Below are 13,863 nucleotides of genomic sequence, written 5' to 3'. Positions count from 1 at the left end.
GTCTTTGAGGTACTGCGGGTTGCGTCCCCACAGGGTGACCATCCATTCCCAGTCATCCAACCCAACGCCCACCGAAATCAACTGGCTGACCTTTCCGGCGAACGCCATCCCACTCTGTGCGTGCTCGGCCATCATTTGGTTGCGATGACTGAACGGTTCGGTGAACCAGTTGGCTCCCGGTACGCGGCTTTTATTCATCGGATAAAAACACGCCGACGGCCATTCCGGAAACTCCGGTTCCAACCGGTTGCGGTTCATCATCGGCAAACGACGCTCGTAGGCGGCGACCTTCGCGTCCAATTCAGGCGTGTCCGGTGTCGCTCCCTCGCGGATGAGTCTTTCGCGATACGATTGCACCGTCGGCACGTACTCGCTGACTTCACTGACCGAGATGAACGACCACGCCGGTTCGATCCATTGGCCGATGCCGGGTGCCAACAACGCCTGATGAATGCCTTCGACTTTCGCCGGATGGGGATCCATCACGACGACGCCAAAGTCCGCGTCGTGACCGCTGATCCAATACGACGCCAAACGCTTTGGCAGGTCGTCTTCGCCGGGAGCGAGAGCCGCACAGAATTGTTCACACAACTCGGCGTTCAACGGCGCGTCCAAACAATCGCGACGGAAGCGATAGAAGTAGTGCCCCACGTGCCAACCGTGTTCAGGAATCACCGACGGTTCAGGCAACGAAGCTTGAGGACGCACCCCAGGAGGTGGCCCGCCGGGACGGCCGCCACGTGCGGGAGGGCCACTCGCGGGCGGACCGGAAGGACGTGATTCAGACGTGGGAGCAGAGTCAGACGTGTGGGCAGGGTCAGACGTGGGAGCAGGGGAAGATGGATCGGACAACGGACTGGCTTCGCGTGGAGAGAGGATCGAACGTCAACGAGAATAAACCTGGCGATCAGTTTCCCCCCACAACCGCTTTAACGCAACGTCCATTGCAGATACCGGTCCCGGTACCCGTGTTGCCGCGTCCAATGACGTTTTCCTTCCGATCCGAAATAGCCATACGAGTACGGCGTCTTCCACCCCGGTTCGACCGTCGCACCTGGAATGGTCTGCCGAGGTCGCGGGCGAGTCTTCAGCCAATGGGTCCCCAACCCGAGATGCCCAGGCCCGACACTCTGTGGATCATTCTCCACGCCAGGCATTTCCGGCAAGTGACGATGGACGCCCGCGACTGCCGACGTCCCCGCGTGATATACATGCGACATCGCGTTTGAACCCGCCGGACCACCGCTCGAATATCCCGACGAGTTGTATCCTGACGTGGTCGGATGGACCATCCAAGTTTCACCTCCAGAACGCGGCACCGCCGATGGTGCGGGAGTGCTCCGCGGTGCTTGGATCACGCGGTGCGGAGGCGAAGCAGCGGCCATCGGATACGCGGACGCCGGCATCCACCGAGGCTCGGACGGGGCCAACCATTGCCCATCCTGGTCGAGCACAGACGACTCCATTTCTACATAGGCGGCCCGTTCGACTTCACCGCGTCGCATTTCAACGCTCTGTGTAGTTTTATCACTCTGTGTAGTTTCATCACTCTGTGCAACTCCATCACTCTGTGCACTGCGATTCTCCGGGGCGACCGAGGAATTGCGAATCGGCCTGGCCAGCGTCGGTGATTCCTTCGAGCTCGCTACTCGACGCGAAGATCTCCGAGGAGTCGACTCAGTGGTTTCATACGCCGGTTGAACGGGATCCCCCGGACCGTTCGGTTCCCCCAAACTTCCGACATGGGCGACGCGTACCGGCGGAGGCAAAAACGCGTCCCAATTCCGTTCCCCACCGGTCTGCTGCGCACTCGCAGTTGACAACACAACAAACAACGAAGTGAACGAAAGACCATAGGCAACAAATCCGCCCAGAAAATCGGCAAGCCAAGAACGCATCGATATCCATCCTAAAGGGAATCCATCCGACGATCCCCATCAGACAGAATCATCGATCCTCTCCGCCTACCAAAACCGACGCCCCGCTCGCAAGTGCACTGGAAAAACACGTGCACTGGAAAACAAGCACAAGGAAAAATCGCCTGCGAGCCGACTGCCGTCTGCTTTTGCGATACCCCCGACCCCGAATTGCAAGATGCGCACAGACGCCCTCTGGATTCTCTGAGACAATCAGGCGCCTGCCGAATCGGTGCAACGGACGGAGCCCCCCAACGCTGCCCCCCCCAACACTGCCAACCACGTTGCCATCATTCTCCACGGCATTGCCCACCTCCATCTCCCCTCCCACAAAGTTTGAACCGACGTGATCACTAGCAAAAAACGGGTCAAGCACTTGGCGTTCGCGATCCTGGCCGTCGTCATGATTTCGTTTCACGCGGTGCCGTCGTCAGCCCAGCGTCCGCAACCGATTCCTGACTTCACCCGCGGAGGAAAAACCGACGGCAGCCACGACTGGACGCTCGGTGCCACCGGAGCAAGAGGTTGGATCTACGCATGGAAACACACCGCCGATGCCCGTCAAATCTTGATCACACGTGTGGCGAGAAACTCGCCCTCGGACGGCATCCTCGAACGCGGCGACGTCATTTTGGGAGTCGAAGGTGAGCCGTTTGATGACGACGCACGAATTCAGTTCGCCCGCGCGTTAACCCAGGCCGAACGGAACAAGTCCGACGGCATTCTCAAACTCATCCGCTGGCGAAACGGGCAAACCGAGAACGTTGAGATTCGGGTCCCCGTGATGGGCACGTACAGTGACACCGCCCCGTACGACTGCGAAAAGTCAGCCCGGATTTTGGAACAAGGCTGCGACGTGATCGCCGAAAACGGACTCCGCCGCGTCTCAATCTCCAACAACATCAACGCTCTCGTTTTGCTCGCCACCGAGAATCCAAAGTACCGTCCGATGCTGGCCGACTACGCCCGGAAGGTCTCCCGATACTATGCGGACTCTTTTGCGACATGGTACTACGGCTACTCGATCATGTTTCTCGCCGAGTATGCGTTGGCGACCGGCGACGAGTCCGTGATGCCGGGTTTGAAACGGTTGGCTCTCGAAGCAGCTCATGGCCAGAGCAAGGTGGGGTCCTGGGGGCATCGATTCGCATTGCCTGATGGCCGCGTTGGTGGATACGGCTGCATGAATTCACCTGGCATCCCTCTCACCATTTCGATGGTGCTCGCACGCGAAGCCGGCGTGGATCATCCGGACGTGGACCTCGCGATCACCCGGTCGGCGCGTTTCTTGAGATGGTATGTCGACAAGGGAGCGATTCCCTATGGTGATCACGCGCCGTGGCCCGGTCATGAAGACAACGGCAAGTGTTCGATGGTCGCTGTGCTGTTTGACTTGCTCGGCGACGCCGAAGCGGCGAGTTTTTTCTCCAAGATGGCCACCGCCGCCTACGATGAACGCGAAAGGGGACACACCGGCATTTTTTTTAATATCCTATGGGCCATCCCTGGCGTCTCTCGCTGCGGGCCACAGGCTGTTAACTCTTACTGGCGCGAGCAATCTTGGTACTACGATTTGGCTCGCGGCTGGGACGGCTACTACCGCTACCAGGGTTCACCTGTTGGTGAAGAAGAACACGGCAAGTACGCCGACTTTGACAGCACGGGGGCCTACCTGTTGGCCTACGCCCTGCCGCTGAAGAGCCTCTACATCACCGGCAAGAAACCGAGTTCGGTCCGCCCACTTACGAAACCTGAAGTAGATGAAGTCATCGCGGCGGGACGCGGTTTCTTTGAAACCAAAAAGAAGGACCGATTCCGATACCACCTTCGCAGCGATTCGGACTTACTCAGCGGTCTCTCCAGTTGGTCACCTCCGGTTCGAAAACGTTCGGCCCTGGAACTCGGCAAACGAAAAGGGAATTACCAACCGGGCATCTTGAAACTACTGGCATCGGATGACCGCTACTCTCAATACGGTGCCGCCGAAGCACTCGGCCAGCTCGGTCGACACGGCGACGTGACCGCCAGTGTGTCTGCCCTGACCGACGCACTCGAAGCCGAAGATCCGTGTCTGCGGATCCTTGCCGGTGAAGCCTTGGCGAGCCTCGGCAGACCAGCGAGGCCCGCCGTTCCCAAGATGCTCGAGCGTCTCGCAAACACCGATCCGGAGAACGACCCTCGAGGGATGGAACAGCGTTTCCTTTGCTTCAGCTTGTTTGACCGTCGCGGGGGACTGATCGGAGAATCGATCGACGGAGTCGACCGTGAACTCCTGCTGCGAGCGGTCCGAGTGGGCCTGCAGAACGAAGACGGTCGGGCACGCGGCAGCGTCGGCTCGGTGTACGAACACCTGACGTACGAAGAAATTAAACCCATCCTGCCCGCGATTCATCAGGCGATTGTCGAGCCCGCCCCGAGTGGAATCATGTTCGCCAACGGCATCCGTCTGAGCGGCGTCGCGTTGCTCGCCAAACACCGAATCCGCGAAGGCATGCCGCTGTGCATCCAAATCATGGAGATCGAAAAATGGGGCAAAAAGAAACGCATCGCCGAATGCCTCAATACACTCGAAACCTACGGCGCGGCCGCCAGACCGGTTTTGCCTGAGCTTCGACAGCTCGAAAAAGACTTACTCGCCCACAGCGAATCGCGAATGTTGTCTCCGATCATTCAGCAATTGCGAGACCTGATCCGAGACGTCGAAAATGCGACCGGAACGGTGAAACTTCGCAGCATCACCGAAACGCAGGCGGGATAATTAATCCTCGGCTGAACTTCGCTGCCGGTTGTACTTTAACCCGGGGAAGAAGAAACATCCGGCCGCGACGACTCCGAAGATGAGATGGGCGTGCCGGGGGACCACGGCCATCGCGACGGCCGCAACCAACAACGAAATGGCTTGCAGGTAGAACGCTCCGGTGAGCATGCCGGCTTTGATGATAAACACCATCCCGCTGATCACGCCGAGCATGGGGGCGAGGGACAACACTTCCAGTTCCAACCACCACTCGAGCGGGAACAGCATCGCGATCGCAATCATGCTCGATCCCCATACGTGCGCAACCTGACGCTCAATAAAAGTGACTGGCCCCATTCGCTGGCGCAGTTTCCAAAACACCGCCGCCCAAGCCCCGACACCGAGAACCCACACGGCCACATAGATCGAACGGCGCCCCTCGCCCGCGAGCGACATTTGCCATGTCAGCAAACTCGCTACCAACAACACCAAGGAATGCCACATCCACAGCAATCCCCACTTTTCCAAGACGTCCGCGTGGTGTGTATCACGAAACATCCTCGCGATGACTTGGTTGAAGTGACCGCTCAACGCCGAAACACGCTCGTCGGCGAGATACGCCTTCAGATCTTTGATCAACTCCTCAGTCGACTGGTACCGGAGGTCCACCGGTTTTTGCAGACACCGCGTGACAATCATCTCGAGGTCACGATCGAGCCCCGGACGCAGCGTTCGTGGTGGCGTGGGATCCTGTTCGATGACCTGCATCACCAATTCCATCGCCGAATCGCCGACAAACGGAGCCCGCCCCGCGAGCGCGTAGTACAGCACGCAACCGAGCGAATAAACATCGCTGGCGACGCCAACGTCTCGGCGACTGCCCGACGCTTGCTCAGGTGACATGTACGCAGGCGTGCCGACCAGCATTCCGCTGCGTGTCAGATCTCCCTTTGCGCCGATGTGCTTTGCCAATCCGAAATCGGTCAGCATCGGTGCCCCTTGGCGGCCGAAGAGGATGTTGCTCGGTTTGATATCCCGGTGCAGAATGCCGGCCGCATGAGCCACCGAGACCGCTTCCGCGACGGCAACAATCATCTCGCAAGCCTCGCGGGCGTTCATCGGACCGTCCGCGACCTTTTGCGTGAGCGTTTGCCCCTCGATCAACTTCATACTGAAAAAGGGGCGCCCATCGACATCCCCGACTTCGTATACCGGGACGATCCCAGGGTGTTCGAGTGACGCGGTTGCGGACGCCTCGGCAAGAAAACGCTGCAGGTCCGCATCGCTCGCCAACCGCCCCCGCAGAATCATCTTGATCGCGACCTCACGATCGAGCGAACGCTGGCGAGCTCGAAACACGACCCCCATGCCGCCGCGTCCGATTTCTTCGATCAAGTCATAGTCACCAATCGTTGTCGGCAGACGCAGTGCCCGAGCCGGCGAACCTTCGTCGGCCACACCACCATCGCCGCTCGAGAGCGTTTCGTCGGTGGGAGAAACCACCGGCGAGCCCGACGCGATCGCATCTCCCGACGCGCGACGGCCCGGCGTTTCATCGCGGACTGCCCCGGCGGTGTCGGTGACGAGTACCGTGCCCCAGAGATGACGTAGATCCGATGCGAGTTCTGGATGCTCGCGGCAGACCGACTCCAAGTCGGTAATCTCACCACCGCAGACCCGATCGGTCATTTCAGCCAAGACGTCGGCGAGACGTTGCTCATGCTCGTCTCGTTCGATGTCAGGCGTGTTCATCAGTCAGGTCGCTGGTGTCATTCCGATTGGGGCGTGTCAAAGATCCGATCGCCCGCGTCGCCCAGTCCGGGCACGATGAAGGCGTTCTCGTTGAGCGACGGGTCGACCGCCGCCACATAGATCTTAACGTCCGGGAAATCCCGCGCGACGCGATCGAGGCCCGGTTGGGCGGCGATGATGCTGAGCACGCGGATGTCCGAAACACCCCAACGCTGCAGTCGCCGCACGACCAATTCGATGCTGCCACCGGTCGCGAGCATCGGGTCGAGCACCAACGCGACATCGGCGGCGTTACTGCGTGGCAGTTTGTCGTAATAACCGACCGGCTCGGCGGTTTCCTCGTTTCGATACAAACCGAGGTGCCAAACCGAAGCGTCTGGGATCAACTCGAGCAGCGGATCGACCATCCCGAGCCCCGCTCGAAGGACCGGCACGATCGCGATCTCCGCATTCAACTGCTCGCACATCGTGGTCGTGATCGGCGTTTGGACCTCAACCTCCCGCATCGGAATGTCTTCGGTCGCGTGCACACCGATCAGCATCGCCAACCGCGAGACCAGGGCACGGAACTCGCACGGCCGGGTCGCCCGGTCACGCAAGGCCGACAAATGATGAGACACCAACGGGTGGTCGAGAATGAAGACGTGATTGGCCGTCATCGGATCAGTCCAAAGATTGCGTGATCGCTCGTTTCGGTTCGTTTGCTTGCAATCTAGGTCATTCCTGTCCCCGACGACAGTAGGAGCCAAGGCTCAAAAAACACCTTCGAGGTCACGCAGAAAGAGGGAACGAAAGAGAAAAACCGAAGCGTCCATCCGATCGAAAACTGCGACACCGATACAGGCGTCTGCCTCCGCGGCCCCCCGTTTTGCGAAAGCCCGCCCCCGGGACTGCGGGCCTATCCCATGAAGGAGGCAAATCTGCTAGTTTGCCCCTCGTTTTCGGTACCATGATCGACCAAAATGCTCGTTCTTGGGATTTCGGATTGCCGGTAGCCGCTGAGCCGTCTCGTCGGCACACCCTCACCAATCCGATCCCGTGCCTTCCCTATTCCCCATCTAACCCTGCGGACAAACGATGTCAGAAGACGCAACCGCCAACCATCGCATCGCGACCCAAGCTCTTCATGCCGGACAGGTTGCCGACCCGACGACCAAATCACGGGCGGTGCCGATCTACGCAACGACGAGCTACCAATTCGATAGCACCGATCACGCGGCGGCTCTGTTCGGGCTGACCGAATTCGGCAACATCTACAGCCGACTGATGAACCCCACGGTGGACGTCCTGGAAAAACGGCTCGCCGCGATGGACGGAGGCGTCACCGGGCTGTGCTTCGCATCGGGCCAGGCTGCGATCACGGCGGCAATTCTGACAATCGCGCACAGTGGCCAAAACATCATCAGCAGCACGTCGCTCTACGGCGGTACGTGGACGCTGTTCACTCAAACGCTGAAAAATCTCGGCATCGAAGTTCGCTTCTTCGATCCGGACAAACCCGAAGACATCCACGGACTCGTCGACGAGAACACGCGACTGGTCTACATGGAGAGCATCGGCAACCCACGCAACGACGTGCCGGACTTCAAGGCCATCACTGACGCGGCCCACACGGCGCCTCCATGGTGCCTTGCCCGTCCTTTGCGACAACACTGTCATGACACCGATGTTGCTCCGCCCGATCGAACACGGCGTCGACATCGTGATCTACAGCACGACCAAGTTCCTCGGCGGCCACGGCGTTCACATCGGCGGCGCGGTAATCGACAGCGGCAACTTCAAATGGGCGGACCAGCCCGAGAAATGGCCGGAATTCTGCGGCCCGTCTCCTTCTTACCACGGCGCCGTTTTCGAAGAGCACCTGCGTGGAATGGGCAACATCGCCTACAACATCCACATTCGAACTCACTGGCTGCGTGATACCGGGGCGGCAATGAGCCCGTTCGCGGCGTTCTTGTTCCTAATGGGTATCGAGACGTTGCACCTGCGGATGCCGCGTCACTGCGAGAACGCTCAGAAGATCGCCGAGTTCCTCGAGTCGCACGACTCGGTCGAATGGGTCAACTACCCCGGATTGCCCGGACACACTCACCGCGCCAACGCGGACAAATACCTTACCAACGGCAAAGGTGCGATCCTCGGCTTCGGCATCAAAGGTGGCATGGAAGCGGGCAAGAAGTTCATCAACGCCTGCAAACTGTGTTCGCACTTGGCCAACATCGGTGACGCGAAAACGCTCGTCATCCACCCTGCGAGCACGACGCACCAACAACTCTCCGAAGACGAGCAACGTCGCGCCGGGGTCAGCCCCGAGTACATCCGCATGTCGGTCGGTATCGAAGATGCCGATGACATCATCGATGACTTAAAACAAGCCCTCGCGGCGGCTTCCGCCTAGGCGGGACGCAGAACGCTTCGTTCATTAAACACGAACGCGGCAACTGAGAACCTATCCGAAAACTGATCAGCCGCCCGGCGTTCGCCGCGGCTCACAAGGGACAACCGGGGCAATCGCCCGCCGGCTCATTGGTCCGTTGAGGTTTTCGGATAGGTTCTTAGCATGATTATTCCATAGCCCGACGCGTGACGGCTTGTCGATTTAATCAAGAGTCAACCTGTTTTCGTTTAACCGGTAGCCGTAGGCGACGTGCAGTAGCAAGCAAGTCGCCTACAGCTGACCGTTAAACGAATAAATCAACAGCCCGGTGAGCGAGGGATTTCGCGTAAATCCCTCCCAACGAATCGGGCCATCGTTAACAATAGTCAAAACCAGCTTGAACGAACGCTTCGAGCACTTCCGGGTCGAAGCGACTACCGATGCACGGCATGGCGACTACCGACGAGAGTTTTAACACCGAAAATTCGAGCACCGACGACATCCGCAGCGATGCGCCACTGGTGCACGCCAAAACGGTTTGGTTCGATGAACCGCTGTCGCTCGAACGCGGTGGCGAACTGCCGAAAATTCGCTGCTGCTACGAAACCTGGGGGACGCTCAACGAAGACGCCTCCAACGCGGTGCTGGTTTGCCATGCGGTATCGGGCGACTCCCACGCGGCCCGCCACGACGCAGACGACCAACCGGGATGGTGGGATGGGCTGATCGGACCTGGACTACCGATCGACACGGATCGCTTCTTCGTCGTCTGCCCCAATGTGCTCGGCGGCTGCCGTGGAACCACCGGCCCCGGCGACCTGCGATGGGTGCCAGAGGACGCTCAAGTTCAGGACGCTCAGGTTCAGGACGACCGCCCTTCCAACAGCGACGCATCCCAAGACAGCACCGCCCAACCGAACGCCCAGACCGCTTCCGAACTGCCTTACGGGGCCGACTTTCCACGCATCACAATCGGGGACATGGTGGAAGTCCAACGGCGACTCGCCGATTACCTCGGAATCCGAAAGTGGCGTGCAATCGTTGGCGGATCGCTCGGTGGTCACCAAGCCCTGCAGTGGGTTAGCCGTTATCCCGATTGCACCCAAACATGCGTCGCCATCGCCACCTCACCGCGATTGACCAGCCAAGCACTCGGGTTCGACGTGATCGCCCGCAACGCGATCCAAACCGACCCGCACTTCCAAGGCGGGCAGTACTACGGCACCAATCAACGCCCCGACACTGGTCTGGCCATCGCCCGCATGCTCGGGCACATCACCTACCTCAGCGTCGAGGCGATGGAGGCAAAGTTCGATCCCGATCGACACGACCCTCGACAGATCGCGTCACAATTCGAACAACGCTTCAGCATCGGATCTTACCTCGCCCACCAGGGCCAAAAATTCACCACACGTTTCGACGCCAACAGCTACATCACCCTCTCGATGGCGATGGACCTATTCGACCTCGGCGGCACGCGGTTGAAACTGATGGAAACGTTCGACGAGTGCACCTGCGATTTCCTCGTGATCAGCTTCAGCAGCGACTGGCTGTTTCCACCGTCGCAGTCCCGCGAAATCGTCAACGCCCTCACGGCACTCGACAAACGAGTCACCTACGCGGAAATCACGACCGACGCCGGACACGATGCGTTCCTGATCGCCAAAGACATGGCAACCTACGGCCCGCTCGTCCAGGAACGACTCTGGCAATCATCCGAAAAACCACAGGACACCGCCGCCGCGGCACAACAGACGCCTGCCGACGACTCTCCGGTGCACCTGACGGTTGCCGAAGAGTCGATTCTCGACTTCATCCCGGCCGGCAACAGCGTGCTCGACCTCGGCTGCGGCACGGGCGAATTGCTCGCCGCGATCCGCGACAGAAACTTGGGGACACCCATGCGATTGATGGGCGTCGAGGTTGCCCAGGAAAACATCCTGGCGACCGCGATGCGAGGGATCGACGTGATCGACTACGACCTCAACAACGGCCTGCCCGCGTTCATTGACAACCAATTCGACGTCGTCGTGCTAAACGCGACTTTGCAGGCGGTCAAAAACGTCGTCGAACTGCTCGAAGAAATGCTGCGAGTCGGAAAACGCGCGATCATTAGCTTCCCGAACTTTGCCTACAAAGCATTGCGTGAAGACTACGTCACGAGGGGACGCTCACCGCGGGCCGCGGGCGAATTCGACTTTGATTGGCACAACACGCCAAACCGCCGCTTTCCCACGATCGCGGATGTCCATGACCTACTCGTCGAGATGAATGTCGACATCGACAAGGAGATCTACTGGGACGTCAGCCAATCGCGTCACATCGCCGCCGATGACGATCCCAATCTCAACGCCGATACTGCAGTGATGGTGATCCACCGATCCTAAAGACGGGCTCCCGTGACAGTTCCAGCGAATCCGTGCCCCCAATAGGCACACAAGGCATTAGTAGTTCATCCCAGCCTACTCTTGGTAGTGGATCGTGTGAAAGACCCACATGCAGCAGGATCATTCACAAGATCCACTACCCCCTACCCGAGAAACAAGTGCCGTAGGCCGGATCAAGCGTTAGCGAAGTTCCGGCACCTGCACACCGCCGGATGGGCGTCGCAAAGCCTCCTTCATCCGGCCTACTTTGGCCCCCAAAACCCAGGCCACCTCAAAAAGCTGCGTTGAAAGACTAGGCCTGCTTGATCGCCTTCATCACCGCTTCGCCCATTTCGGCGGGGCTCGGTGCGACGACGATTCCGGCGTCTTCGAGAGCGGCGACTTTTTCTTCGGCCGTTCCCTTACCACCGCTGATGATTGCACCGGCGTGGCCCATGCGTTTGCCGGGAGGTGCGGTGCGACCGGCGATGAACGCGGCGACCGGCTTGGTCACGTGTTCCTTGACGTAGGCGGCGGCTTCTTCTTCGGCGCTGCCTCCGATTTCGCCGATCATCAAGATCGCTTCGGTTTGGTCATCTTCCTGATACAGTTTGAACAGGTCGATGTAGTTCGTGCCAACGATCGGGTCGCCCCCCAAACCGACGCACGTGCTCTGACCGAGCTTCAAGTTGCTCGTTTGCCAAACGGCTTCGTACGTCAACGTTCCCGAACGGCTCATCACGCCGATCTTGCCTGGCGTGTGAATGTAGCCCGGCATGATGCCGATCTTGCACTCGCCCGGCGTGATCAAACCGGGGCAGTTAGGACCGATCAAGATCGAGTTGCTCGCTTTGACCTTTTCATAAACACGAACCATGTCAATGACAGGCACGCCTTCGGTGATCGCGGCGATGATTTTGATTCCCGCATCGACTGCTTCGAGAATCGCATCGGCGGTGAACGGAGGCGGGACGAAAATCATCGTCGCATCGGCACCGGTTTGCTCAACCGCTTCTTCAACGGTATCGAAAACAGGCATGCCTTCGACGTCTTGACCACCTTTACCCGGTGTGACTCCGCCGACGAGCTGCGTGCCGTAGTCGCGGCATCCCATCGCGTGGAACTTACCCGCGTTGCCCGTGATTCCTTGGCAAATCACTTTCGTATTTTTATCGACCAGAATACTCATGAGGTTAGCTTTTAGCTTTTTGGCTGCCGGTGACGTGGATTTGGCTCGATCACGCGGCAGGAGGAGTGAGATGAATGAGTGTGAAAGCTAGCCGCCGGGAAACCGCTCGGCGTCCCGGCTGACCGTACGAAAAGCCTAGGCGGTTGCCGCAACGATTTTCTTCGCCGCGTCAGTAAGGTCCACCGCCGTGATCACGTCGACGTCGCTGTCTTCGAGCATCTTGCGACCTTCTTCGACTTCGGTGCCTTCGAGCCGAACGACGAGCGGCACGTTGAAGCCCACCTCTTTGCTCGCTTCGATCAACGCCGATGCGATCGTCGTGCAACGCGCGATGCCACCAAAGATATTCACGAGCACGCCCTTGCAGTTTTCATCTGAAAGCAAGATCCGGAACGCTTCGGTCACCTGAGCCGCGTTGGCACCGCCACCGACGTCGAGGAAGTTGGCAGGTTCGCCGCCGTGGTACTTGATGATGTCCATCGTCGACATGGCCAAACCGGCACCGTTGACGAGACACGCAATGTTGCCGTCGAGTTTGACATAACTCAGTCCCGCCTTGCCGGCACGGATCTCACTCTCTTCCTCTTCGCTGAGGTCACGCAGCGATTCGAGGTCCTGGTGACGGAACATCGCGTTTTCGTCGAACGTGATTTTGGCGTCCAAAGCGATCATCTCGCCCGATCCCGTAATCACCAATGGGTTAACTTCGGCGAGGGCACAATCGTAATCGATGAAGAAACGACACATCGCGGTCATGAACTTGAACGCACTCTTGGCCGCCGGCCCTTCGATGCCGAGCTTCTTGCAAAGCTTGCGAACTTGGAACGCTTCCAATCCGATCGCCGGATCGAACGCTTCCTTGTGGATCAACTCTGGAGTTTCCTCAGCGACCTTTTCGATCTCGACCCCACCCTCGGTGCTGACCATCAGGACCGGTTTGCAGGTCACTCGGTCAACGACAATTCCGAGATACAACTCGCGAGCGATATCGCACCCGGCCTCGACAAACACCTTGCCGACGGTTTGGCCTTCGGGACCGGTTTGGATCGTGACCAGTTTGTTGCCCAGCAATCCGGCTGCGGCCGCTTTGGCCTCATCCGCGGATTTGCACAACACGACACCCTTTTGGTCCGGGTTGTCGATAATGTTGCCTTTCCCGCGGCCGCCCGCGTGGATTTGGGCTTTGACGACGGCAATTTTTCCGCCGAGCTTCTCATACGCAGCCGCTGCTTCTTCAGGCGTTGTCACCATGTGCCCCTCGAGCACGGGGACGCCAGCGGCGCGGAAGAGTTCTTTTCCTTGATACTCGTGAATTTTCATCAGGACGAATCCCGCAGGTCGGGTCAGGGTAGAGTGAGGTTCAATGACGCAGCCGCAAAATATACGTTGCATCCCCAACACTGACCACGGGGCAGCCATCGCGATCCCGTCGAGCTCGTCAAGACGGCTTCGATCTGATCACCCGACCGCGTCTTTCACCGAAAACTGCCTCCCGCAGAAGGCTCACGATGGAGGATTCACGGGGG

At 59.1% G+C, this 13,863-nt stretch carries 9 protein-coding genes and 1 pseudogene; 4 read left to right on the top strand and 6 right to left on the bottom strand.

Translation table 11 applies throughout. The features are described 5' to 3' along the window. Both RSSM_RS24850 and RSSM_RS34980 read right to left on the bottom strand, forming a co-directional pair. Positions 1-690, bottom strand: a 690-nt coding sequence (locus tag RSSM_RS24850; protein WP_044303597.1) for a chlorite dismutase family protein, incomplete at its 3' end; no start/stop codon positions are given. Positions 691-929: 239 nt separating this feature from the next. Then, positions 930-1,898 carry a hypothetical protein gene (locus RSSM_RS34980; RefSeq protein ID WP_008686382.1) on the bottom strand — a complete coding sequence of 323 codons (969 nt, stop codon included), beginning with the start codon at positions 1,896-1,898 and terminating at the stop codon, positions 930-932. A 364-nt stretch (positions 1,899-2,262) separates the two neighbouring features. Between RSSM_RS34980 and RSSM_RS24840 the strand changes: the two genes are divergently transcribed. Then, complete coding sequence (locus RSSM_RS24840) at positions 2,263-4,674, top strand: DUF6288 domain-containing protein (RefSeq protein WP_008686381.1); 2,412 nt, start codon at positions 2,263-2,265, stop codon at positions 4,672-4,674. Here RSSM_RS24840 and RSSM_RS24835 read toward each other — a convergent pair whose 3' ends face one another. Next, positions 4,675-6,405 (bottom strand): serine/threonine-protein kinase, encoded by a 1,731-nt coding sequence (locus RSSM_RS24835; protein ID WP_008686380.1) that lies wholly within the window; start codon positions 6,403-6,405, stop codon positions 4,675-4,677. A gap of 17 nt (positions 6,406-6,422) precedes the next feature. Next, on the bottom strand, positions 6,423-7,064 hold the full coding sequence (upp, locus tag RSSM_RS24830) for a uracil phosphoribosyltransferase (protein WP_008686379.1): 642 nt from the start codon (positions 7,062-7,064) through the stop codon (positions 6,423-6,425). A gap of 418 nt (positions 7,065-7,482) precedes the next feature. Here upp and RSSM_RS35350 point away from each other — a divergent pair. The 3 genes and pseudogenes from RSSM_RS35350 to metW all read left to right on the top strand — a co-directional run. Further along, positions 7,483-7,962: pseudogene (locus RSSM_RS35350) on the top strand (PLP-dependent transferase); the annotation flags it as partial. A gap of 100 nt (positions 7,963-8,062) precedes the next feature. After that, positions 8,063-8,803, top strand: a complete 741-nt coding sequence (locus tag RSSM_RS35345) for a PLP-dependent transferase (RefSeq protein ID WP_315850028.1) — start codon at positions 8,063-8,065, stop codon at positions 8,801-8,803. A gap of 419 nt (positions 8,804-9,222) precedes the next feature. Then, positions 9,223-11,169: a methionine biosynthesis protein MetW gene (metW, locus tag RSSM_RS24820; RefSeq protein ID WP_008686375.1), complete on the top strand. Its 1,947-nt coding sequence runs from the start codon at positions 9,223-9,225 to the stop codon at positions 11,167-11,169. 292 nt (positions 11,170-11,461) lie between these two features. Here metW and sucD read toward each other — a convergent pair whose 3' ends face one another. Both sucD and sucC read right to left on the bottom strand, forming a co-directional pair. Further along, on the bottom strand, positions 11,462-12,337 hold the full coding sequence (gene sucD / locus RSSM_RS24815; RefSeq protein ID WP_008686374.1) for a succinate--CoA ligase subunit alpha: 876 nt from the start codon (positions 12,335-12,337) through the stop codon (positions 11,462-11,464). Positions 12,338-12,472: 135 nt separating this feature from the next. Beyond that, positions 12,473-13,657 carry an ADP-forming succinate--CoA ligase subunit beta gene (sucC, locus tag RSSM_RS24810; protein WP_008686373.1) on the bottom strand — a complete coding sequence of 395 codons (1,185 nt, stop codon included), beginning with the start codon at positions 13,655-13,657 and terminating at the stop codon, positions 12,473-12,475. Positions 13,658-13,863 lie beyond the last annotated feature (206 nt).

Source organism: Aporhodopirellula sallentina SM41 (assembly GCF_000346505.1).
In the GTDB taxonomy this organism is placed as follows: domain Bacteria; phylum Planctomycetota; class Planctomycetia; order Pirellulales; family Pirellulaceae; genus Rhodopirellula; species Rhodopirellula sallentina.
This window is presented reverse-complemented; position numbering and strand designations above follow the sequence as displayed.

What these genes read in the sequence shown, in the direction of transcription:
- RSSM_RS34980 (WP_008686382.1), bottom strand. Translation starts at nt 1,898, where the DNA reads ATGCGTTCTTGGCTTGCCGATTTTCTGGGCGGATTTGTTGCCTATGGT.
- RSSM_RS24835 (WP_008686380.1), bottom strand. Translation starts at nt 6,405, where the DNA reads ATGAACACGCCTGACATCGAACGAGACGAGCATGAGCAACGTCTCGCC.
- upp (WP_008686379.1), bottom strand. Translation starts at nt 7,064, where the DNA reads ATGACGGCCAATCACGTCTTCATTCTCGACCACCCGTTGGTGTCTCAT.
- RSSM_RS35345 (WP_315850028.1), top strand. Translation starts at nt 8,063, where the DNA reads ATGACACCGATGTTGCTCCGCCCGATCGAACACGGCGTCGACATCGTG.
- metW (WP_008686375.1), top strand. Translation starts at nt 9,223, where the DNA reads ATGCACGGCATGGCGACTACCGACGAGAGTTTTAACACCGAAAATTCG.
- sucD (WP_008686374.1), bottom strand. Translation starts at nt 12,337, where the DNA reads ATGAGTATTCTGGTCGATAAAAATACGAAAGTGATTTGCCAAGGAATC.
- sucC (WP_008686373.1), bottom strand. Translation starts at nt 13,657, where the DNA reads ATGAAAATTCACGAGTATCAAGGAAAAGAACTCTTCCGCGCCGCTGGC.